This window comes from Chryseobacterium carnipullorum, assembly GCF_003815695.1.
GTDB lineage: Bacteria > Bacteroidota > Bacteroidia > Flavobacteriales > Weeksellaceae > Chryseobacterium > Chryseobacterium carnipullorum.
On the sequence record NZ_CP033920.1, the window covers coordinates 5217791 to 5240300 of the forward strand.

The 22510-nt window shown below is 38.3% G+C and carries 20 protein-coding genes; 15 read left to right on the forward strand and 5 right to left on the reverse strand.

Going from position 1 to position 22510, the window contains the following annotated elements; translation table 11 throughout:
• Positions 1-7: 7 nt before the first annotated feature.
• Positions 8-1990 carry a DNA primase gene (gene dnaG / locus EG346_RS23560; RefSeq protein ID WP_073333967.1) on the reverse strand — a complete coding sequence of 661 codons (1983 nt, stop codon included), beginning with the start codon at positions 1988-1990 and terminating at the stop codon, positions 8-10.
• Positions 1991-2119: 129 nt separating this feature from the next.
• Here dnaG and EG346_RS23565 point away from each other — a divergent pair, with 129 nt between their 5' ends.
• From EG346_RS23565 to EG346_RS23600, 8 genes are all read left to right on the forward strand, one after another.
• Positions 2120-5089 carry a T9SS type A sorting domain-containing protein gene (locus tag EG346_RS23565; RefSeq protein WP_123882268.1) on the forward strand — a complete coding sequence of 990 codons (2970 nt, stop codon included), beginning with the start codon at positions 2120-2122 and terminating at the stop codon, positions 5087-5089.
• A 136-nt stretch (positions 5090-5225) separates the two neighbouring features.
• Positions 5226-5627 carry a tRNA (adenosine(37)-N6)-threonylcarbamoyltransferase complex ATPase subunit type 1 TsaE gene (tsaE, locus tag EG346_RS23570; protein ID WP_073333972.1) on the forward strand — a complete coding sequence of 134 codons (402 nt, stop codon included), beginning with the start codon at positions 5226-5228 and terminating at the stop codon, positions 5625-5627.
• A 69-nt stretch (positions 5628-5696) separates the two neighbouring features.
• Entirely contained in the window at positions 5697-6890 is a 1194-nt protein-coding gene (locus tag EG346_RS23575) for an alanine dehydrogenase (protein WP_073333976.1), read from the forward strand.
• A complete protein-coding gene (locus tag EG346_RS23580) occupies positions 6890-7261 on the forward strand; it encodes a hypothetical protein (protein WP_123882271.1) in 372 nt (123 codons plus the stop codon). Before EG346_RS23575 ends, EG346_RS23580 begins: the two co-directional genes overlap by 1 nt.
• A gap of 51 nt (positions 7262-7312) precedes the next feature.
• Entirely contained in the window at positions 7313-8086 is a 774-nt protein-coding gene (locus tag EG346_RS23585; RefSeq protein ID WP_123882274.1) for a histidine kinase, read from the forward strand.
• Positions 8061-8771, forward strand: coding sequence for a LytR/AlgR family response regulator transcription factor (locus tag EG346_RS23590; RefSeq protein WP_123882277.1), 711 nt, complete (start codon positions 8061-8063; stop codon positions 8769-8771). The genes EG346_RS23585 and EG346_RS23590 overlap by 26 nt, the downstream gene beginning before the upstream one ends.
• 109 nt (positions 8772-8880) lie before the next feature.
• Positions 8881-9270: a hypothetical protein gene (locus tag EG346_RS23595; RefSeq protein WP_123882279.1), complete on the forward strand. Its 390-nt coding sequence runs from the start codon at positions 8881-8883 to the stop codon at positions 9268-9270.
• Positions 9271-9369: 99 nt separating this feature from the next.
• On the forward strand, positions 9370-11649 hold the full coding sequence (locus EG346_RS23600; RefSeq protein ID WP_123882282.1) for a cation:proton antiporter: 2280 nt from the start codon (positions 9370-9372) through the stop codon (positions 11647-11649).
• A gap of 127 nt (positions 11650-11776) precedes the next feature.
• On the opposite strand, the gene EG346_RS23605 is transcribed toward EG346_RS23600, so the two are convergent.
• A complete protein-coding gene (locus EG346_RS23605) occupies positions 11777-12424 on the reverse strand; it encodes a hypothetical protein (protein WP_123882284.1) in 648 nt (215 codons plus the stop codon).
• Positions 12425-12597: 173 nt separating this feature from the next.
• The gene (locus EG346_RS23610) at positions 12598-13335 is read right to left on the reverse strand and encodes a hypothetical protein (RefSeq protein ID WP_123882287.1); all 738 of its coding nucleotides are present in this window, start codon (positions 13333-13335) and stop codon (positions 12598-12600) included.
• 292 nt (positions 13336-13627) lie between these two features.
• Here EG346_RS23610 and EG346_RS23615 point away from each other — a divergent pair, with 292 nt between their 5' ends.
• From EG346_RS23615 to EG346_RS23635, 5 genes are all read left to right on the forward strand, one after another.
• Positions 13628-14107: a hypothetical protein gene (locus EG346_RS23615; RefSeq protein ID WP_123882290.1), complete on the forward strand. Its 480-nt coding sequence runs from the start codon at positions 13628-13630 to the stop codon at positions 14105-14107.
• Between the two features lie 203 nt (positions 14108-14310).
• Complete coding sequence (locus EG346_RS23620; RefSeq protein WP_123882293.1) at positions 14311-15153, forward strand: prephenate dehydrogenase; 843 nt, start codon at positions 14311-14313, stop codon at positions 15151-15153.
• Between the two features lie 441 nt (positions 15154-15594).
• Positions 15595-15867, forward strand: a complete 273-nt coding sequence (locus EG346_RS23625; protein ID WP_073333999.1) for a DUF2089 family protein — start codon at positions 15595-15597, stop codon at positions 15865-15867.
• Positions 15868-15877: 10 nt separating this feature from the next.
• On the forward strand, positions 15878-16459 hold the full coding sequence (locus tag EG346_RS23630) for a YIP1 family protein (protein ID WP_073334002.1): 582 nt from the start codon (positions 15878-15880) through the stop codon (positions 16457-16459).
• Positions 16460-16464: 5 nt separating this feature from the next.
• On the forward strand, positions 16465-18099 hold the full coding sequence (locus tag EG346_RS23635) for a serine hydrolase domain-containing protein (protein ID WP_123882296.1): 1635 nt from the start codon (positions 16465-16467) through the stop codon (positions 18097-18099).
• 90 nt (positions 18100-18189) lie between these two features.
• Here EG346_RS23635 and EG346_RS23640 read toward each other — a convergent pair whose 3' ends face one another.
• Positions 18190-19608, reverse strand: coding sequence for an L-serine ammonia-lyase (locus EG346_RS23640; RefSeq protein ID WP_073334007.1), 1419 nt, complete (start codon positions 19606-19608; stop codon positions 18190-18192).
• Positions 19609-19801: 193 nt separating this feature from the next.
• Between EG346_RS23640 and EG346_RS23645 the strand changes: the two genes are divergently transcribed.
• Complete coding sequence (locus EG346_RS23645) at positions 19802-20380, forward strand: Crp/Fnr family transcriptional regulator (RefSeq protein ID WP_123882299.1); 579 nt, start codon at positions 19802-19804, stop codon at positions 20378-20380.
• A gap of 60 nt (positions 20381-20440) precedes the next feature.
• Positions 20441-21064 carry an FMN-dependent NADH-azoreductase gene (locus tag EG346_RS23650; RefSeq protein ID WP_123882302.1) on the forward strand — a complete coding sequence of 208 codons (624 nt, stop codon included), beginning with the start codon at positions 20441-20443 and terminating at the stop codon, positions 21062-21064.
• An 84-nt stretch (positions 21065-21148) separates the two neighbouring features.
• Here EG346_RS23650 and EG346_RS23655 read toward each other — a convergent pair whose 3' ends face one another.
• On the reverse strand, positions 21149-22492 hold the full coding sequence (locus tag EG346_RS23655) for an ammonium transporter (RefSeq protein WP_123882305.1): 1344 nt from the start codon (positions 22490-22492) through the stop codon (positions 21149-21151).
• Between the last annotated feature and the right edge of the window lie 18 nt (positions 22493-22510).

Sequence of the window (22510 nt, forward strand, 5' to 3'; positions counted from 1 at the left end):
CTGCAATCTATCTTTTTCTATCTACGTAAATACCTTTGATAGGGGAATATTCAATAATATCGCTCAATCTGATGGAGGCTTGTTTCAGCAGGGTAATCTTTTTGATCAGCTCATAATATTTCACTTCATCCGTTTCACTGTACTGGTCCAGCTGTTTTGCAGTTTCTTTAATAAGATAATCAATATATCTGTATTTGTGCAGCAAAACATCTCCCTGAACCTGTTCCGCTATTTTGTCACCATAATTGGGCGGATAAATATTTCTGGAACCCCAGTTTTCCAGTTCATCCAGAGGAATCAGGGCATCTACTACCTTTGAAGTTATTTCTTCATCCATAAAAGCCACAAAAAAGTTTCCGCTTCTCAGTTCATCCTTTTGAATTCCTTCTTTCACCTGGTTGATGATAATTTCATTGCCTTTTACTAAAAAATTATACTGCTCCTCTTCAAAATGCAGAAGGATTTCTTCAATAACGGTAATCTGATATTCTTCGTTTTTATCGTTGGTTCTTTTTAACACAATATCACCAAACATCAGCATGTGATCGACGAGTTTGCTTTCCATAAACAAAACGTCGTAGAGATAAGGATCTTCTTTTTCCTCGTCCAGAGGTACAATTTCAAGCTTAGCCGGAGTTTTCTCTTTTTGTTGCTGAATGTGCTGGGTTTGATTCTGAGTAATCTGTTTCTGAACATCCAACTCGTTGAAAAGACTCTGTTCGGACAATCCGAATTTATTGGAAACCTCTTTCAGATAGACTTCCCTTTTCAGGGCATTCTGTACGAAAGAAACCGATTTTACAATATTCTGGATGGCTTCGGCTTTTTTTATGGGATCATTTCCGGCATCTTTTAAAAGAATATCTGCTTTAAAGTCAATGAAATCCGTCGCTTCATTTTCGATGAACTTTTCTACATAATCCTGCGGATGCTTTCTGGCAAATGAGTCCGGGTCATCACCTTCCGGGAAAAGCAGGACACGAATATTCATTCCCTCTGTCAAAAGCATATCAATACTTCTGAAACTGGCTTTGATTCCTGCATTATCACCATCAAAAAGAATCGTTACATTTTCCGTCAGCCTTTTGATCAGTTTAATCTGCTCGATGGTCAAAGACGTTCCTGAACTGGCCACTACATTTTCGATCCCTGACATATGAAGCGCGATCACATCCATATAGCCTTCTACAAGAAGACAGTTGTTTTTTCTGGAAATTGCCTGTTTGCTTTGATTTAACCCGTAAAGAACATTGGATTTATGGTAAATCTCTGTTTCCGGTGAGTTAAGGTATTTGGCTGTCTTGACATTATTCTTAAGAATTCTGGCTCCGAAACCTAAAACCCTGCCCGAAAAACTATGAATAGGAAAAATAACTCTTTCTCTGAAACGGTCGATTCCGGATGGTGTGTTTTCAGGAAATATAGAAAGTCCGGATTTTTCAAGAATATCTTTCGTATAACCTTTTTCCTCGGCATAAACAGTGAAGGCATTCTTCTTTTCTACGGAATATCCAAGCTGAAATTTTTTGATGATATCATCTTTCAGCTCACGCTCTCTGAAATAGGCCAAACCAATACTTCTCCCTTCTTCCGAATCCCAAAGAATCTCCTGAAAATATGTGTTGGCAACTTCATGAATTTTATACAGCTGATCTTTTTCGGTCTGTGCATGTTTTGCTTCTTCAGAAAACTCACGCTGATCTTCTTCAATTTCGATCCCGTATTTTTTAGCGGCGTGTCGAAGGGCTTCAGGATAGGTAAAATTCTCAATCTCCATAAGGAATGAGATGGCGGTTCCTCCTTTACCTGTTGAGAAGTCTTTCCAAATCTGTTTGCTCGGCGAAACGACGAAACTCGGAGATTTTTCATCGTGAAAAGGACTGAGTCCTTTGAAGTTAGACCCTGCTCTTTTCAGCTGCACGTACTCTCCTACTATCTCTTCTACCCGTATCGTTGAAAAAATTTTATCTATGGTCTGTTTGGAAATCATACCGTAAAATTAAATATTTAGTTTGAAGAAAAAAACTTCCGCAAAAAGAATGATTTATATCACCGATCTTATTTAAATCAATTCTAAATAAAATAATATGTTTGCATTGAAAATTTTTAACCATTAAGCATGATTACAACTCAATTCTTTACATTACTCAAACGGGTAAAACCAGGTATGATCGCGGCTTTCGTGCTGTTCGTGTATACTTCTCTGGATGCACAGGTGATCTCATCTTATTCATTCTCACAAAACCAAGGGACTTATATTCCTATTTCCAATTCCACCAATATTGCAAAAGCTACGGCATCTACAGGTTCAGGAGTCCTGGACGACAATGTCTATCCACTGAATACTGTTATTCCATTTTCATTTCCTTTTAACGGAAGTACATTTAATTCTATAAAGGTCCATGCCAACGGATTCATCAGCTTTGGAAGCCCTGTCACCAGTTCTTCCGACCCTATAGGTTCAGGAACTGCCTACGCAGGAGTTGTTTCACCATCGTCTGCTGACCTTCAATCTCTTTTTAATGTAAACGGCCTGACAGGATCGATAGATTATACAGTTGCCGGTAGTGCTCCCAACCGCGAATTTATTGTTCAGTGGAGTCATTTCAGACCTTATTCATCGACAGCAGCTACGTCTACCTCTCATCATGACTGGAATTTCCAGGCGAGACTGCATGAAAACGGAAGTATCAGGTATGTGTACAGCATGGCTTCTCAGGGATCACCCAACGCATCCAGTGCCAAAGTTGGTCTGAGAGGAGCGACCAACAGTGATTATAATAACAGAGCTGCATCAGGAAATGCTTCCAGCAATTGGAATAATACGGTAGCAGGAACTAACTCCTCTGCGGGTATCACAACTAACTACAGTTTTCTTCCAACACAGGGTCTGACGTTTACCTGGATTGCCCCCACTGCCTGTATTGTACCTGTATCACAAGCATCTAATTTAGCTTTAACGAATTCAGGAATGATCATTAACGGAACTTTTACAGCCAGCTCTCCTGCAGCGGATAAATATCTTATTCTGAGAAATGCAAACGGAACATCACCTAATGCACCGGCAAACGGAACGGCCTACACTACCGGCGAAAATGCTTCTCTCAATGCTTATGTAGTGTATTACGGATCTAATACAACTTTTGAAAACAATTATAATCACGGAATCCGGGGAAATAATCAGTATACCTACACTGTTTATGCTGTGAATTCAAACTGTATGAACGGGCCTTTGTACAATACACAGAATCCTTTAAGCAGTTCTATCATTAGCTGTCCAGCTTCCGTAAATGATATCACGACCTCCAATGTAAACACCAATTCATTTGATATAACATGGTCCGATTCCGAAAACGGAAACGCATTACCCATCAATACGGTTATTGAAGTGGCTTCGGACAGTAATTTTATGTCAATGGTGGCAGGATCACCTTTTACCCTGGGAGCTTCTGCTTTATCTCAGCCTATTTCAGGACTACAGCCGAATACTCAATACTTTATCCGTGGAAAAAGAGTAAGTACCCAATGTCAGAGCTCATATTCCGGAACGGTAAGTATTTATACAACCTGTCCGCCCACATCTTCATTGTACGAAAACTTTGATTCTGTTTCAGGAGCAAATAATCTCCCGAATTGCTGGGGTAAAATCCTGACTTCCAATAATGGTTCTACACCTACCATTAGTTTAACAACCACAGAAGCGAACTCATCACCAAACAATATCAGTTTTTACGGAAACGGAGCGGCCACAACAGAAGCAGCCACGAAAATCATTCTGGTAAGTCCGGAACTGACCAACATCAACAGCGGAACACACAGGCTTCGTTTCAAGGCGAAAAGAACTTCAGCAGATATAAAAATTCAAATTGTAGCTTTAACAGGAAATACATCTTCTGCCAATGTTGAAATCATTGAAACACTCCCTTTGACCACAACATACCAGGAATATGTGGTTTACCTGAATAATTACTCAGGAGCCGCCAATCATCTGGGAATAAGAAGAGTAGAAGGAAGCACGTGGTCGTACATGTATGTGGATGATGTCATCTGGGAGGCAGCACCGAGCTGTACTGAACTTGCTTCAGTGACATTAAATGAAGAAACTTATAATGGGGCGACTATTTCGTGGACTAACGTTAACAATCAGGAGCCCGGATCAGGCTATGAATATTTTGTTTCTGCTGTCAATACGCCACCCGCAAACACCAACAGCTTTGTAACCTTAGCGTCAGGAACTCATTCTGTGAACCTATCAGGTCTTTCAAACGGCAGTTATAATTTCTGGATCAGAAGGGCATGTTCACCAGGCGAAAAAAGCCCATGGAAAACGATAGCCTTTTCTACGGTTCCTACTACTCCGGCTCCGTGGAAAGAAGATTTCTCAACCTCAGCTTTCCCACAGGGCTGGACGAATGGAACTAGCCCGCAATCCTTCATATCAGGAACTGACAGAGGCGCAACAGGACATGGAACTACAACGACCAACTTATATAAAAACCTTTTTGGAAGTACCGCCTCAGGAACATTCAGCACGGTTAATGTAGGACCATTGAATACCTCCAATTATGAACTAAGCTTTTATTACAAGCAAAGCAGTTACAACAGTCCATTTGCACCATTAGCAGCCTGGGGTAACTTTGACGTACAGATTTCTTCAGATTTCGGAGCTACATGGACTACAATAGGAACCGTAAATAATGAACCCGGTACAGGAAATTATATCAAAAAAACATATTCTCTCGCCGCTTATCAAAACCAGTTTGTAAAAGTTAGAATTAATGCCAACAGGACGGCGGGAGATTTTGATCTTTCTTTTGACAATTTTGAAATTAAAGCAGGTAATCTTTCTACTCTTGAAACCGTAAAAGACAAAATAAGAATCTACCCTAATCCTGCGGTATCTTTTGTCAGGATTGATTCTAAAGAGAAAGTAAAATCTTTTGAACTGTATACGATCTCCGGACAGATTGTAAAAACAGGAGGTCAGGTACAGGAAGTATCTCTAGAAAATTTAGTTTCGGGACTTTATATTCTTAGGGTAGCACTCGATAATGGTCAGACTGTTATCCATAAGATCATTAAACAGTAGTTTTTGTATGATTAATTGATAAGCCCGGCTGAAAGATACTTTCAGCCGGTTTTTTAGGGTCAAATCTTAAAGAGTATTTTAGGTGAAATCATGAACTATTGACAATAATTATATAATTTAGAATTAAATTTGCAGCATGAAAATACAGTCCTTACATGAATGGCAGGAAGTTGTCGATAAGATCATTCCTGACTTAAAGCATAACATCCTTCTTTTAAAAGGAAACCTTGGCGCAGGCAAAACGACATTCACTCAGTTTCTTCTCAAAAATCTGGGAAGTCAGGATGAAGTCAACTCTCCCACCTACTCTATTGTCAACGAATACACTACGCCTGAAGGAAAGATTTACCACTTTGATCTTTACCGTTTAAAAAACATCGAAGAAGTCTATGATATCGGGATTGAAGAATACCTGGATCATGCGTTTCTATGCATCATAGAATGGCCGGAAGTATACGAAGAAGAACTATACGGGCTTAAGTACCACACAATGAGCATCGTGAATACAGGGGATGAAAGAGAAATTTCATTCGAGTAAATATTATGTATCTTTGCTTCATAAATTCAATTGAAAACAACAACCTGTAAGACATAATTTATTTAAAGAATGAGTACTACAAATATTTTTACTCCTTTTACTGAAGAAGAATTGATGCCGAAAGAAGAAAAGTTGGAGGTTATAAAGAAAGGAAAGCAGTTCAGTATTGGAATTCCTAAGGAGACCTGTCTTAACGAAAGGAGAACGTGCATTACTCCCGATGCAGTACAGGTACTGGTAGAACACGGCCATGAACTCATTATAGAAGCAGGTGCCGGAGAAGGTTCTTTTTTTACAGATTTACAGTATTCTGAATCCGGAGCAAAGATCACCAATGATCCTAAAGAAGCATTCGGGCAGGATCTTATTCTTAAAATTAATCCTCCTACAGAAGATGAGATTGATTATATGAAACCTAATACCTATCTGGTTTCAGCTCTTCAGATCAACCTTAGGGATAAGGATTATTTCCTCAAGTTGGCGGAAAGAAAGATCAATGCCATCGCTTTTGAATTTATTGTTGACGAGTACAAACAGCTTGCTCTGGTAAGACTGGTCGGCGAAATTGCAGGAACAGTGTCTGTCTTGTATGCATCTGAACTTCTCGCCTTGTCAAACGGCTTAATGCTGGGTGGTATTACGGGTGTGAGACCTGCAGAAGTTGTTATTTTAGGTGCCGGAATTGTGGGAGAATTTGCCACAAAAGCAGCTATCGGACTTGGAGCCAGCGTAAGGGTTTTTGATAACTCACTCTCAAAACTGAGAAGACTCCATACTCTTGTAGACAGCAGGGTTCCGACCTCTATTATTGATCCGAAAGAATTAAGCAAAGCATTACGACGTGCAGATGTAGTGATCGGGGCACTTCCAAGATTAAATATGACCCCTATCGTTACCGAAGAAATGGTCGCGAAAATGAAGAAGGGCAGCGTAATTATTGATATTACCATAGACAACGGTAAAGTGATCGAAACATCCGAGCTAACAACGATGGAGGATCCTTATATCATCAAACACGGTGTTATCCATTGCGGACTTCCGAATCTTACCTCAAGAATGCCGAGAACTACCACAAAAGCAATTTCCAATTTCTTCCTTTCCTATATTCTGAATTATGATGAAGAAGGCGGTTTTGAAAATATGCTGATCCGCAAAAATGAAATGAAGCAGAGTCTGTATATGTATAAAGGACGACATACCAAAAAAGTGATATGCGACCGTTTCGGACTTACTTACCATGATATCAATCTTTTAATTTTCTAATGAAAAAGTTTAAATTCTTTTTAATAGGCCTTGTTCCGGGGCTGATTCTTGTATTTTTTATTTTAAACAAAAAAGGCGCGAGCTGCAGCGGATATCTTCCCAACAGCCGTGTGATCGCAGAAACTCTGTCTAAAGAGTTCAAGTACTCTGAAGACGTCAAAAACGGAATGAGCACTTATAAAATTGATGAGAAATTTATAAAAGACAGTATCATTACCAACGGAAAAGTAGATTTCGACAGAAGTCATGCCCAGAAAAAGCCGTGTCCAGACTATGTTATCACTTATCCTGAAAAAAATCCTTCTTATGAGATCACTTTTGAAAAGTGTGAAGAAACCGTTAATATAAACAGTCTTAAAAAACTTAAATAATCCTGAAGATCTTTTGCTACATTTGTTTACAGATCATTAACCGTTATTTTTATGGAAGGCAATTACTATATGATCCACGATTATCTGATATTCATTGGAGTTTTTGCTATTTTCTTTCTGCTCACAGTCAGCATTTACCTGTTCAGCCAGAACAGCAATTTCAGGAAAAAAAACACCAGACTGTCTGAAGCCAATAAGATCATTGAACAAAAGCTCAATGAAGTTCAGCTGGAACATATCGGTACAAAACTGAATCCCCATCTGTTTAAGAATATTCTGAATTCTGTGCAGTCGCACGCCTACCAGACTTATATGTCTCTGGATAAGCTGGCGAATGTCCTGGATTATATTTTATACGAAAGCAATAATAAATTTGTAAGTCCGAAAGAGGAACTGAATTTTGCTTTAAGCCTTATTGAGATCAATAAAATAAAGATCAATCCTCTTTTTGATTTCAGAATCAAGTCCAAAATCAATAAGTCTGATGCGGTGTATGAAGAAAAGGTTTTTGCTCCGCTGATCTCTGTTGACCTTATTGAAAATGCCTTCAAACATACAGATTTTCTCGCTCAGGACTCTTTTATCTCGATCCATCTGGAACTTGAAGACCGTATTTTCACCATGAAAGTCAGCAACAAATCTTCTTTAAAGAATATTCTGGAAAAGGAAAACAGCGGTTTTGGAAGCCAGTCCCTTGATCAAAGGCTTAAAATGATTTACAGCAATCATTACCAGCTTGAGAAAAATTCGAAAAACGGTATCTTCACCGCAGAATTAAAAATCAATTTAGGAGAATTCTATGATAAAATGCGTTATTCTCGATGATGAATTGCTGGCGATCAGCTATTTAAAACTTCTATGCGAACAGATCGAAAATGTAGAAGTGGTAAAGGCATTCAATGATCCTAAAATTTTTCTAAGTGAAATAGATAACATCGACTGTAATCTGTGCATTCTTGATATTGAGATGCCGGGAATGACCGGACTTCAGGTAGCAGAAATTATTTCCGGTTCCAAAAAGATCATCTTCACCACCGCTTATAAAGAGTATGCAGCAGAAGCTTTTGATCTGAATGTGGTAGACTATGTAAGAAAACCGATCAAAAAAGAAAGGCTGATCCAGGCCTTCGAAAAAGCAAAAGAACTGGTAGACATTCCCCATAAAAAAGATCTGATTGAATGGAATACCAATATCGGAAGGACCGTTATTTTTACAGAACAGATCGGTTACATTAAAACATCGGAGATCGACAGCCGTGATAAAGATATTATTCTGAACGACGGAACGACCATTGTCCTTAAAAATCTCAGTTTTAAAACACTTCTTGAAATGCTTCCTTCCAAAGATTTTGCCCAGGTGAATAAAAAAGAGATCATCGCTCTGGCATCCATCAAAGTATTTTCTACCAACGAAATCATTACGACCATTCAGGCGGAAAACGATCATTTTCTCAAGCTTCAAATTGGAGAAGCCTATAAAAATTCACTGATGGAACTGTTCGGAAAGTAGATCTTTCAGACGTTTGCGGTTTCACTGCAAAATACAATGGTTTCATTACATCCTTCCCTTTTGACCCATCAATCCTGTGTATTTTTGCTGCAGATTAAATGATTTTATAATGAAAAATTGTGTGTATGCAGCAGGAATTCTCATATCCGGACTTTGCTTTTCTCAGGAAACAGGTTCAAAGGTGAAAGCCTCCTTTTTTGATGGAGTTGTAGTGGCCGGATATGTAGATCATGGAGCTTTTATCAACTTTACAGGCCCGAATGTCAGCTTTACCCATAAAGGTCTGAAACTTATCGCCGGAATGCTTCCTTCGCTGCGGATCAAAGAAGATCATTCTCCGGGAACAAAAAACAGTCCGATCACCCCAAACCTGGGCGCAGGTCTTACCGTAGTGTACAAAAAGATCGCTCTTCAGATACCGGTTTATTACAATACAAAAACATCTGCAGAAAACGGAGCCTGGAAAGCAGGGCTCGGGCTGGGATATTCTTTCAGATAGACTTTTATTACATTTTTTAGAACATTTATTACATTTTAGAAAGAAGGGTATTTAACATCAATATATTCTCATCAACTTTGCATTAAAATATTAGGAATCATGAACTGGGGAAAATACAGAAATTTAATTTTTTACATTCTGACCATTGCCTTTTTTTCCTGCCTGATGTACTTCTTCATCATAGAAGGACAGACGCTGGAGATCGGAGAAAATATCGTTAGAAAAACCAATACTGGCTCTACCTGGGAGAATTTTCAGGAATCTTTTAAAGCCAACCTCCACCATCCGCTGGCATTGCTTCTTGCACAGATTGTCACCATTATTCTGGTCGCAAGACTTTTCGGATGGATCTGTATGAAAATCAAACAACCTACGGTAATTGGTGAAATGATTGCTGGGATCGTTTTGGGGCCATCACTACTTGGGATGTACTTTCCTGAATTTTCCGCTTCTCTTTTTCCGAAAGAATCTTTAGGTAACTTACAATTTCTGAGTCAGATAGGCCTTATCCTCTTTATGTATATTGTAGGAATGGAGCTGGATCTGAGTGTATTAAGAAAAAAAGCTCACGATGCAGTAGTGATTAGTCATGCGAGTATCATTATTCCTTTCGCACTAGGAATTGGGCTTTCTTATTATGTGTATCAGGAATTTGCACCGGAAGGCATTCAGTTTACATCATTTGCCTTGTTCATTGCTATTTCAATGAGTATTACGGCATTTCCGGTATTGGCCAGAATTGTTCAGGAGCGAAATCTTCAGAAAACCAAGCTGGGAACTATTGTTATTACCTGTGCAGCAGCTGATGATATTACGGCATGGTGTATCCTTGCCGCTGTAATAGCCATTGTAAAAGCAGGATCTTTCACCAGTTCCATCTATGTGATCATTATGGCTATTGCCTATGTGTTTTTAATGATCAAGATCGTGAGACCATTTTTAAAAAGAATCGGTGATCTTCAGGCGGGCAAAAAAACCATCAGCAAACCGATGGTCGCTATTTTCTTCCTGACCCTGATCCTTTCTGCCTATGCTACTGAAGTCATTGGTATCCATGCATTATTCGGAGCGTTTATGGCCGGAGCTATCATGCCGGAAAATGCAAAATTCCGAACCCTTTTCATCGATAAGGTTGAAGATGTTGCTTTAGTCCTTCTCCTTCCGTTATTCTTTGTCTTTACAGGTCTCCGTACGCAAATAGGATTACTGAATGATGGTCATTTGTGGATGACGGCAGGATTTATCATCTTAACGGCTGTCACAGGAAAATTCATAGGAAGTGCACTCACTGCAAGGTTTGTAGGAATCAACTGGAAAGAAAGTTTAACGATTGGTGCATTGATGAATACAAGAGGATTAATGGAGCTTATCGTCCTGAATATCGGGTATGATCTGGGCGTGTTAAGCCCGGAGATTTTTGCGATGCTGGTTATTATGGCTTTGTTTACCACATTTATGACGGGGCCTGCTTTAGACTTTATTAATTTTATTTTTAAATCTAAAAAAAGCGACGAAGAAATGCATGATGGTCATGATTCCAAATACCGCGTATTGCTTTCTTTTGACAAACCGGAATCCGGAAGCACGCTTCTGAAGCTGGCTCACGATTTTACCAATAAAATGAACGGTAATAAAAGCATTACGGCGATGAATATTGCTCCCGTGGACGAAATGCACGCTTATGATATCGATGAATATGAAGATGCGCAGTTCAAAAACGTCATCGAAACATCACACGATCTGAAACTGGAAGTTACGACCCTTTTCAAAGCGTCTACTGATATTCAAAACGATCTTGCAGGGATTTCAAATAAAGGAAATTATGATCTTCTCCTGATTATGCTTGGGAAGTCAATGTATGAAGGAAGCTTACTGGGAAGATTGCTTGGGTTCACCACCAAAATTATCAATCCTGAAAAACTTCTGAATACGGTAAAAGGGAAAGGAAATATTTTCAACAATTCTCCTTTTGACGATTTTACGCTTCAGATCCTAGATAAGACCCAAATTCCGGTAGGTATTATGGTAGAAAAAGATTTCAAATCAGCGGATAAAGTATTTGTCCCTATTTTTAACCTGAGCGATTTCTATCTGCTGGAGTATGCGAAAAGACTGATCAACAATAACAATTCACAAATTATTATCCTGGATGCTGCCGGACAGATCCGTCATAATATCGAAGTGAAAGAGTTGATCAGAAGTATTGAACAGGTAGCCCCGAATCACATCACTTTATATAACGAGAAAAAGATCGAGAAAGAATTCCTGAACTCACAGGATCTGATGTTGGTCAGCAGCAAAAGCTGGAAAAACCTGATCGACAGTAAGAGCCTTTGGCTGTCTGATATTCCTTCGACATTGATTATCTCGAACCCATAGAATTAATGTAACACTGTAGCAGTATAACAATGTAACAATAGAATAATCCCAAGATATTATAATAGATATTTGTAGTATCCGGCTTGATTAAATGATTGATAAACTGGTACATTGTTATATTGTTACATTATTTTTCCTTCCTGAGCTTTAGAAGTTTTTGAAATGTCTCAGAAATTCTTTTCTGCTCTCCTTCAATATAATCACTGCTGAAAGGTGCACCACAATCCAGACTATTGGTTACATGAAGCAGTTTTTCTTTTTCAAAATAATTTCTGTTTTCCTCAATCTCTGATTTTTTAAAGTCAAAAGCTTCGGTATCATTATTTTCTTTCATAGCCTTTACATCATAAAAAAGCGGCCGGTTGTAGATATATATCTTCTCAAAAACAAACGATAGATTTCCATTAAGAAGATAATATTCGGTAAGTACCTGCCCCATTTCGCCGTAAAGTCTTGCCGTTATCTTTTCCAAACGCCCCTTCTGCTCATAAAATACAGCTTCCCCGCCTTCTGCGGATTCTCCTTCTATGTCTCTCTTTGTAATGGAACTCCATTTTGTATTAGAATTGATCCTTTTAAAATTGGCACGGATTGGTTTCAGCCTATCTGTTAAATATTCGTTGACGACAATATCATTTTCCCTGAATGATTCTTTGATCTTTATCGTATCAGATGTAGAAAGCTGCCTATTTCCAGTTTCGGTTGTGAAAGTTCCCGCATTACTCCACTGTATGGCAGCAATTACTACCAGTAAAAGATAAAAACAATTCTTCATGATCATTGTATATTGCCGCGATATTGATTTACTGTTGGGTAACAAAGTTAGTTAATCCTCATGATAATGCACCTTTGTAGGGTGGCTCATTGGTGCATTCTATAATAAAAACCAACTTTTAAAAGTTAGTTTTTATTTTTCCGGGAGTGATTCAATAAAGTGTATTCAAGAATCTATTTCACTTTAAGAAAAGTTCCTTCCAACGTTGCATTCATTCCAAACTCACAATCTGATGTTTGCACAGACGGAACCTGTGTAATTGATAAAAATCCATTATAAAAAGTCGCGACGAATGAACATGATTTATTGATATCAATTGTAAACTGATTATTTTTAATCATCACCTCTCCCGATGCATCTGCAATATTTCTGCCCGGAGCCCCCGTTACAGAACCAATGTCATAGGAATACATCTGATCTTTCAGCTTTTTAATCGTGATACTTCCCTGATACCCGTTTTCTCCATATTGATACGTATACGTTCCTTCAAAACGATCAGACGGAACAGGTGCAAATATTTCCGGTTTCGGATGGACTTTAGTCTGGATATCAAGTGTCATGGGATAAACTGTTTCAGACTTTGTGGAAGACCATGATCCAGATAATTTTCCATTTTTTAAGACCGCATCAATAATCCCGCTGATATTCCCATCGTTTTCAAATTCCTCCAAATGATAATGGTTTCCGGAATCCACCGTTCCTATTATTTTAATGGGTTTCTTTTCTTTAGTTTTTACATATCTGATGTTCCCTAAAACGACATTCTTTGAAACACTTAAGTTTAGTTCAACAGGGATTTTTTGGTTGATAAAACCGCTAAAACTATAATTCGCGTCTGTATTCTTTTGCTGAGCGTGACAGATGCCTGTGGCAAAGCATATCATGAAGGTTACTTTTTTCAGATAGTTCATATTATTTAGATTTAATGATCAAGTGGATACGATTCAGTGAAGTTATTTTTAAAAAAAAGCTTCGTCATACAAAAGTACAAAAAGACGACTATTACAATGCTCTTCTACCAGAAAAAGCCAGTTGAAATTGACCATTATTTTACGTATTAAAAAGTAATCCCTAAACAAAAATTCAACTGATATTCAAAAATTTACAAAAACAAACATTTTAAAATTGCAGACTGAGTCCATTTCAAAGATGAATATTCATTATTTTTGAACCATTCTAAAAAGTAAATTTAAAATTCCATCAATGAAAAAAATAAGTTTCGTCTGCCTAAGTCTGTTAATTTTTACAGCCTGTCAAAATGATTCCAAAAAAGAGCGTACTGAGACCACAGCAACTACAAAGGATACCATCACTGCAAAAGCACCTTCAGCAAATACCATCACTCCGCAAACGAAGGAAATTCCCACTTTGAAAGAATGCACGGAAAAACAGGTTGAATATGAAACCGAAGTGGAATGTATCTTTAAAAATAAAGACGTTAATGAAGTCTACCAAGCTACCATAAAAGATCAGGAGATAGAAAAAGCAGAACTTTTACTGCCGGACCTTCCCAAAGAAAATACCACCAAAGAAATCAATAAAGACGGCCTGTTGTCCATCAGCTACACGGTTTCTCCAAAGAAAACAGAGATTGAGTTTCAGTTTGAAGGCGGAGTAACGACCTTAAGTCTTGAGCAAATGGATAAAGACGTTAAAAGAATCATTATTCACAGCGCAGATTAAACCGGCGAAGAAACACCGTAATAATTTAAGTCAAAAATATATTGAGTTTAAAAAAATGTTTTATACCTTTGCTCTGTGAATTTCAATAACACGACATATTATTATAGAATTTTTAACTCAGATCTGGGATAGGGATTCTTATGAACATAAACATATAAACCTCGTCCTAGGACGGGGTTTTTTATTTTAAAAAATTTAAAAAGATGAAAATAAGTATTATTGGTGCAGGTTTAATCGGAGGTTCAATGGCTTTAAAATTAAGAGAAAAAGGCATTGCAGATTTTATCTATGGAATTGATAACAATCAGCAGCACATCAGTAAAGCACTGGAACTTAAAATTATTGATGCGGGTACAGATCTCGAATACGGGGTTAAAAATGCTGATTTTATCATCATTGCCGTTCCTGTAGATGCAGCCCGAAAGTTACTTCCTGATGTTCTGGATTTAATATCCGACCACCAAACTGTAATGGATGCCGGATCTACAAAAGCAGGGATCGTCAATTCAGTTAAAGACCATCCGAAACGTTCCAGATTTGTGGCTTTTCACCCCATGTGGGGTACGGAAAACAGTGGTCCTGCATCTGCTGTTTCCGACAGTTTTTCAGGAAAGGCAGGCGTTATCTGCAACAAGGAAGAATCGGCACCCGACGCTCTTCAGTTGGTCGAAAAAGTGGCAGAAAACCTTGATATGCACCTGATCTACATGAATGCAGAAGACCACGACATTCATACGGCCTATATTTCTCATATTTCTCATATTACCTCTTACGCTCTGGCCAATACTGTTTTGGAAAAAGAACGTGAAGAGGAAACGATTTTCCAGCTTGCCAGTTCCGGTTTCTCCAGTACGGTACGTCTTGCAAAATCACACCCGGAAATGTGGGTTCCTATCTTTAAACAAAACAAAGAAAATGTTCTGGATGTTCTGAACGAACATATTACCCAGCTTAGAAAATTTAAGGCTGCACTAGAAAAAGAAAACTATGAATACCTTGAAGAACTTATTACCAATGCGAACAGGATCAGAGGTATATTAAGGTAAATCAGAAGTAACCAATATTAAAATACAGGAAGCTGAAAGAAGGAGACAAGAGATAAATAACCACCTTGACTCCTTCTTTTCAGCTTTTTATTTTAACCACTATCCTTTTAACTTCTCCTTGAAGATCGGGCCAACTCAACAGAAGCAAAAATTCTTGAGTACTTAATCTACCCTCTCAAAAAATATTTCACGGATCCTCACGAACAATTCAATAAAAAACGTGACAATTCCCCTCCTCCGAAGGGGTGGCGAAAATTCAAAGAATTTTTGACGGGGTGGTTGAATCTTTTAGTTCATTACTCACCCGCCCTCTAATTCTTTCTCTCCTTTCACCATTAAAATCCTGGACTTTCAGATCATTTCATAAAAAAAATTTAATAAAATTAAAAAACATTTTAACTTTATTAAAAAAAAGTATTACTTTCGTAAAAAATATAATCAATGAAACTTCCGACGGTTTGCCCAAGTTGTGACAGTACTTTAAACGTAAGTCAGATGAAATGCCCGAGCTGCAAAACAGAAGTCAGTGGCGATTACGAACTTCCCGTTCTTCTCAAGTTGAACCGTGAAGAGCAGGAATTTGTTCTGAATTTCTTTCTTTCCAGCGGAAGCATCAAAGAAATGGCCAAACAAGCCGGACTTTCCTATCCGACCATGAGAAATAAAATGGACGACCTGATCACTAAAGTAGGACAACTAAAAACGAACCTCTAAACTCAACAAGATGAACTGGAAAACCATATTTAATCCTTTTGAAAGATTTGATGATAAATTGCTGCTAGGTATTGGCATATTAGCAACAATTTTGGCTATTTTAGTGGGTTATTGGACAGGTACCTATTTCAGCAGTATTTATAGGATTAACAGTTTAGATAAGGTGACATTCCAGGCTGTTGCTATTCCCACCTTAATCAGTTTTTCGTCTGCCATAGCCGTTCTTTTCATTTTAGGTAAAATTTTAAACAGCAAAACACGGCTTATTGATATTGCCAATACCGTATTAATTTCACAGCTTTTGCTTGTTATTCTTCAAGCCACAGACAAAATATCTTTTATAAAAGAGGCTCCTAAAAAAGTGATCGCGCATCAGAAACACCCTTCTGATCCGTTACCTGTTTTAGACATTGCCATTATGCTCACAATGGCATCAGTCACTATTATTATTTTGATCTATAGTATAACCCTTTATTACAATGGCTTTAAAACAGCAACCAATATCAAAAAATGGCAGCATATCGTACTTTTTGCCGCGGCATCTATGATCACGACTTTGATATGCCAAATATTACTATCTAAATACTTCTAAACATCATGAAAATCAAATTTTTATTGGTGCTGGTTTTTCTGGCACACCTTTGTCACGCCCAAATTGAAGGCACCTGGAACGGAGAAATCGACACCCAGATGATGAAACTACCCTTGATACTGAAGATCAAAAAAGATCCGGAAGGCTATTCCTCTCTGCTCAACAGTCCCAAACAGAGCAAAAATGATATCACTGTAGACCAAACGGCTTTCACGAATAACGAACTTAGTTTTAGCATCAAAAAAATCAATGCCAGCTATAAGGGAGTTTTTAAAGAAGATCATTTTGAAGGGAACTTTACCCAGAATGGGAAAATACTTCCTTTAGACCTATTCAGACATCTTCCTGTTTCTAAAAATTCTGATGTTCCGTACCTCAATGGAAAAGCAATTAATAAAGAAAAAATAGATGATTTCCTGAATTATATTGCTGAGAAAAACCAGGGAATCGGCAGTGTATCTATTTTCAGAAACGGCATTCAGGAATACCATAAAGATTTCGGCCAACAGCAATTAAACAATGTGACCTATGATAAAGACACGCAATATCAAATAGGGTCTGTCAGTAAAATGATTACAGCAGTGATGCTGATGCAGCTGGTTGAAAGCGGGAAGCTTAAACTGGATGAAAAACTCTCAAAATATTATCCCGAGATCCCTAACGCTAAAAAAATCACCATAAAACAAATGCTGAACCACACCAGCGGATTGGGCGATTATGTAGGTGAAGAAAAAGATAATTGGCTTTTCGGAAAGGCGGTAGGTGATAAAGCCATTGTTGCGGAGATCAAAAAACAGGGCGGCAGCTTTGAACCGGGAAAGAAAACCAAATATTCCAATTCAGCTTATTTTCTACTTAGCAGAATTCTGGAAAAAATTTCCGGTCAACCTTATAATATCATTTTAAAGGAAAATATCCTGAAAAAAGCAGGAATGCACCATACTTTTTCAGTACTGGACCATCCAAAGAATGTATTTAAATCTTACAAATTGACAGGCGGAAGCTGGAAAGAAGTTCCTGATTTTGATTTCCATAACTGTATTGGATTGGGAGATATTGTTTCTACTACAGAGGATATGAATACTTTCATTGATGCTTTATTCACCGGAAAATTCATTAAAAAAGAAACTCTTGAAATGATGACTTCCAATAAAGAGGAAAAATTTTTCGGAACAGGAATTATGAAAGTGCCTTTCTACAACATTATTGCCTACGGACATGGTGGTGATACAGCAGGATCTCACTCTATTCTATCGTATGAACCGAATGATAAACTCTCTTTTGCAGTGACCATTAACGGAGAAAATCTGTCCCATAATGATCTGTATCTTGGTATTTTAAATCTTTTATATGGAAGAAATTACCAATACCCATCTTTTGACGCAGAAAAATCAGATCCCGAACTAAAACAATATGAAGGAGAATATGAATCAAAAGAAATCCCGATTCCTTTGACTGTATTTTCTAAAAACGGATCTTTATTTGCGCAAGGAAAAGGACAACAGGAATTCCCTCTGGAAAAGATGGAAAAAAATAAATTCCAGTTTGAAAAAGGCGGTATCACCATTCTCTTTATTCCTGAAAGCAAACAAATGCAACTCATTCAGAAAGGAAAAACCTATCTGTTTGATAAGAAATAAAAGCATAGCCATAAAAACACGCTATATATTCAAAAGAAATCCTTAGGTTGCGGCCTAAGGATTTTATATTTCAAAACAAAATGCTTTCTTTTAACATTCAGGAACGTTCACTGCAATAGCAAGTCCACCTTCTGACGTTTCTTTAAAACGGTCACTCATTGATAAAGCCGTTTCCCACATGGTTTGAATCACTTCATCTAAGGTTACTTTCGCTTTGGAAGGATCACTTTCCAAGGCAATATTGGCTGCTGTGATCGCTTTCATGGCGCCCATTGTATTTCTTTCGATACATGGGATCTGTACCAGTCCTTTGATTGGGTCGCAGGTAAGGCCGAGATGATGCTCCATAGCAATTTCTGCCGCCATTAATACCTGACCGATGCTTCCTCCTAAAATTTCGGTAAGCCCTGCCGCTGCCATCGCCGATGATACCCCGATTTCGGCCTGACATCCGCCCATCGCAGCAGAAATGGTTGCATTTTTCTTGAACAGCGTTCCGATTTCTCCGGCAACCAGTAAAAACCTCACAATATCATCTTCGCTTACACATTCTGTAAATGCCTGCGAATACATTAATACTGCCGGAATAACACCGCTGGCTCCATTGGTAGGTGCCGTGATAATTCTTCCGAAACTCGCGTTCTCTTCATTCACTGCTAATGCAAAACACGCGATCCATTTATTGATATTGGTAAAGTTTTCTTCCGCATCCACAACCAGCTTAAACCATTCGTCGATATTTTTATAGATCTTATCTCCTAAAAGTTTCCTGTTGATTCCTGCGGCCCTTCTGGTTACATTTAAACCTCCGGGAAGGATACCTTCTTTATTGACTCCTTTATAGATACATTCTTTAATATTTTTCCAGATATACAATGCCTGTTCTCTGGTTTCTTCAGGAGTTCTCCAGCTTTCTTCATTGATCATGATCAGATCTGAAAATCTGCTGAATCCCAGTTTTTCACAATATTTTACAATATCTGAACCATGATGACAAGGATAAAGTGTACGGACACAGTGTTTTTCTATAGAGTTTTTCTCCTGGCTGGCAATAAAACCACCTCCTACAGAATAGAAATCCTGAACAAGCTCGGTTCCGTCTTCAAAAACAGCTCTGAAAATCATTCCGTTAGGATGAAAATCAAGGGATTTCTGCATATTTAAAACCAGATGATGCCCGTAGATAAAAGGAATTTCTTTTTCTCCACCCAGATTAATGATCTGGTCACTTTTGATCTTCGCTATTTTTTCATCAATTTTTGAAGTATTGATGGTGGTAAAATCTTCACCATTCAATCCAAGCATTCCGGCAATATCTGTCCCATGTCCAATTCCCGTTTTAGCTAAAGAACCGAAAAATTCAAGAAAAACTTCCTTCACTTCCGCGATGGATCTTTCCCTTTTTATAATTCTGATAAATGCAGAAGCTGCATTCCAGGGACCCATTGTGTGCGAACTGGAAGGGCCTATTCCTACTTTAATAATCTCAAAAACCGATATTGATTCCATAGATGATTCTTCATTTTTCCTCGAAAACAAAGATACATGATAAATCCCAATAAAAGCATCCCGGGATCTTAGAATTAATACTCCTTTAACGCGGCATCAGATGCCTTTATAATAAGTATTTTTGTAAATTAGCTAATCCGTGTTGTCTTCTAAACCTATTGATATCAATTTTCTCTCCTTCTAATCATTTTGAATGGAAACATTAATTAAGAACATTTTAAAGCATGTCAGGTTAAGTCCGGAGGAAATTGCCATTTTTAAAAGTTTCTGGACAGAAAAAACATTGGAAAAAGGCGAATTTCTTCTAAGAAACGGTGAAACCTGCCGATATGACAGTTATATTATTTCAGGGGTTTTAAAAGCTTTTTGTATCAATTCAGGCAATGGAAATGAGGAAATTCTTTTCTTAGCTATTGACGATTGGTGGGCTACCGATATCTCCAGTTTTTCTAAACAAAAAGCATCCATTTACAATATTCAGGCCGTAGAAAAAACAAATCTTTTACAGATCAGTCATCAGAATTTTCAAAAAATGCTGCAGGAAATCCCTTCCCTGGAGAGATACTTCAGGATTATTTTAGAAGGCTATCTGGAAACTCTTGAGAAGAGAATTGTCTGGAACCACATGTACAAAGCGGAACAGAAGTATTATGATTTTCTCGAGACCTATCCTGATATTGCTTCCAGGGTTCCTCAATATTTAATTGCTTCCTATTTAGGTGTATCGGCAGAATTTATAAGCAGAATACGAAAAAAAAATAAATCCTCTTGAACTAGATCAATTTTTAAGGACTGAATAATCAGGAATTTTGTTGCTATTAAATTGATAGTAATGAAAGTACTGATTATTAATGCAAGCGTAAGAAATGAAAGATCTTACAGCAGAAAATTAACCCAACTTTTTGTTGAAAACTGGAAAATCAGATATCCCGCAGATGTATTTACGTACAGAGAAACGGGGATTGACAGTATTCCCAATATTAACGAATCTTGGATTGCAGGAGCATTTAAAAAACCGTCAGACAGGACAGAAGAAAACCAAAAGTCATTACAGATAAGCAATGAGCTGGTCCAAGAGCTCAAAGAACATGATATCTATGTCATTGGAACTCCCATGTATAACTGGGCCGTTCCCAGTGGGCTAAAAGCTTATATAGACCAGGTGATGCGGATCAATGAAACCTGGAAATTCAGGTCAGGAGTTCCGGATGGCGACTACGTAGGTTTGCTTGAAAACAAAAAAGCATTTATATTATCTGCCCGGGGCGATACTGGATACGGAGAAAATGAAAAAAACGGACATATCAATTTTCAAACCACCTATCTGAAACACATTTTCGGAATCATGGGAGTGAAAGATATGACCATTTTTTCATTAGATAATGAAGAGTTTGGGGGCGAAGTATTTGAAAAGTCAAAAAACAAAATTTTCAACGCCATCCAATCCATTGAATAAGATCGGGAAACATCCTTTTAATTGAGTATTCCAATCAGGGCATTTAGCTTTACGTCTTATGCCCTGTTTTTCTTTTAGCAATCATCACTTGAGACTTTCCTCATGCTGGGAAAGATCGAGCCCCATAGACTCTGCTTCTTCAGAAACTCTGAGGGTAATAATAGAATCTGTAATCTTATACAAAAGCAGGGAACCAAAGAATGTGAAAACCGAAACAAGAGCCAGAGCAATCATATGATGAGCAAAAACTTCAATTCCCCCATGAAGAAGACTGGCATTTTCACCGTGGGCAAATACAGCCGTGAGGATCATTCCCATAATCCCACCTACTCCGTGACAGGCAAATACATCCAGCGTATCATCTATTTTTTTCAGCGCTTTCCAGTTCATCATGAGATTAGAAACGATCGCCGCTGCAAATCCGATAAAAAGACTTTCCGGAATGCTGACAAAGCCACAACCGGGAGTAATTGCTACCAGCCCTACAACCGCTCCGATACACGCCCCCAATGCAGAAACACTTCTCCCGTTGATCCGGTCAAAAAATATCCAGGTCATCATGGCAGAAGCTGATGCAATCGTAGTGGTTCCAAAAGCCATAGCTGCCGATGCATTCGCGCTGAGTGCTGATCCGGCATTAAACCCAAACCATCCGAACCAGAGCATTCCGGTTCCTAAAAGGACATAAGGAATATTGGAAGGTTCATGGTGAGGATTTTTTCTGTTCCCTAAAACCATCGCACCAGCCAAGGCTGCAAAACCGGCACTCATGTGGACCACAGTTCCACCCGCAAAATCTTTTATGCCAAAATATTTATTTAAAAGTCCGTCCGGATGCCATACCATATGACAAAGTGGTGTATAAATGAAAATGCTGAAAAGCACCATAAACAAAAGATAAGAGATAAAACGTACGCGTTCTGCAAAAGAACCGGTAATCAACGCAGGTGTTATAACGGCAAATTTCATCTGAAAAAGGGCAAAAAGAACAAACGGAATCGTAGAAGCCATTGCTTTGTGAGGCAGAACCCCAACCCTGCTGAAAAATGGATAACTTAAAGGGTTTCCAATAATTCCGTAATGAACCCCATCCACTTCAAAACCTAAAGAATCGCCAAAAGATAAAGAAAACCCTACAACAACCCACAAAATTGAAATAACACCCAGGGCAATAAAGCTTTGGAGCATCGTGGAAATCACATTTTTTTTCCCTACCATGCCGCCGTAAAAGAAGGACAGTCCCGGGGTCATCAGAAGGACAAGACCTGCTGCTGCCAGAATCCATGCGACATCTGCACCTACGATTTTATCTTCACTAAGGAACTCTCCCGTATTGGGGAAATCAACGATCGGACTCCAGAATAATCCTCCGAATGCCACCAGGGTAATGACAGAGAATGAAACAATCCATTTTAAACCAACTTTCATACAATTTACATTTAACCC

What these genes read in the sequence shown, in the direction of transcription:
- EG346_RS23630 (WP_073334002.1), top strand. Translation starts at nt 15,878, where the DNA reads ATGAACTGGAAAACCATATTTAATCCTTTTGAAAGATTTGATGATAAA.
- EG346_RS23590 (WP_123882277.1), top strand. Translation starts at nt 8,061, where the DNA reads ATGATAAAATGCGTTATTCTCGATGATGAATTGCTGGCGATCAGCTAT.
- EG346_RS23595 (WP_123882279.1), top strand. Translation starts at nt 8,881, where the DNA reads ATGAAAAATTGTGTGTATGCAGCAGGAATTCTCATATCCGGACTTTGC.
- tsaE (WP_073333972.1), top strand. Translation starts at nt 5,226, where the DNA reads ATGAAAATACAGTCCTTACATGAATGGCAGGAAGTTGTCGATAAGATC.
- EG346_RS23580 (WP_123882271.1), top strand. Translation starts at nt 6,890, where the DNA reads ATGAAAAAGTTTAAATTCTTTTTAATAGGCCTTGTTCCGGGGCTGATT.
- EG346_RS23625 (WP_073333999.1), top strand. Translation starts at nt 15,595, where the DNA reads ATGAAACTTCCGACGGTTTGCCCAAGTTGTGACAGTACTTTAAACGTA.
- EG346_RS23615 (WP_123882290.1), top strand. Translation starts at nt 13,628, where the DNA reads ATGAAAAAAATAAGTTTCGTCTGCCTAAGTCTGTTAATTTTTACAGCC.
- EG346_RS23645 (WP_123882299.1), top strand. Translation starts at nt 19,802, where the DNA reads ATGGAAACATTAATTAAGAACATTTTAAAGCATGTCAGGTTAAGTCCG.
- EG346_RS23610 (WP_123882287.1), bottom strand. Translation starts at nt 13,335, where the DNA reads ATGAACTATCTGAAAAAAGTAACCTTCATGATATGCTTTGCCACAGGC.
- EG346_RS23575 (WP_073333976.1), top strand. Translation starts at nt 5,697, where the DNA reads ATGAGTACTACAAATATTTTTACTCCTTTTACTGAAGAAGAATTGATG.
- EG346_RS23655 (WP_123882305.1), bottom strand. Translation starts at nt 22,492, where the DNA reads ATGAAAGTTGGTTTAAAATGGATTGTTTCATTCTCTGTCATTACCCTG.
- EG346_RS23620 (WP_123882293.1), top strand. Translation starts at nt 14,311, where the DNA reads ATGAAAATAAGTATTATTGGTGCAGGTTTAATCGGAGGTTCAATGGCT.
- EG346_RS23640 (WP_073334007.1), bottom strand. Translation starts at nt 19,608, where the DNA reads ATGGAATCAATATCGGTTTTTGAGATTATTAAAGTAGGAATAGGCCCT.
- EG346_RS23635 (WP_123882296.1), top strand. Translation starts at nt 16,465, where the DNA reads ATGAAAATCAAATTTTTATTGGTGCTGGTTTTTCTGGCACACCTTTGT.
- EG346_RS23565 (WP_123882268.1), top strand. Translation starts at nt 2,120, where the DNA reads ATGATTACAACTCAATTCTTTACATTACTCAAACGGGTAAAACCAGGT.
- EG346_RS23600 (WP_123882282.1), top strand. Translation starts at nt 9,370, where the DNA reads ATGAACTGGGGAAAATACAGAAATTTAATTTTTTACATTCTGACCATT.
- EG346_RS23585 (WP_123882274.1), top strand. Translation starts at nt 7,313, where the DNA reads ATGGAAGGCAATTACTATATGATCCACGATTATCTGATATTCATTGGA.
- EG346_RS23605 (WP_123882284.1), bottom strand. Translation starts at nt 12,424, where the DNA reads ATGAAGAATTGTTTTTATCTTTTACTGGTAGTAATTGCTGCCATACAG.
- EG346_RS23650 (WP_123882302.1), top strand. Translation starts at nt 20,441, where the DNA reads ATGAAAGTACTGATTATTAATGCAAGCGTAAGAAATGAAAGATCTTAC.
- dnaG (WP_073333967.1), bottom strand. Translation starts at nt 1,990, where the DNA reads ATGATTTCCAAACAGACCATAGATAAAATTTTTTCAACGATACGGGTA.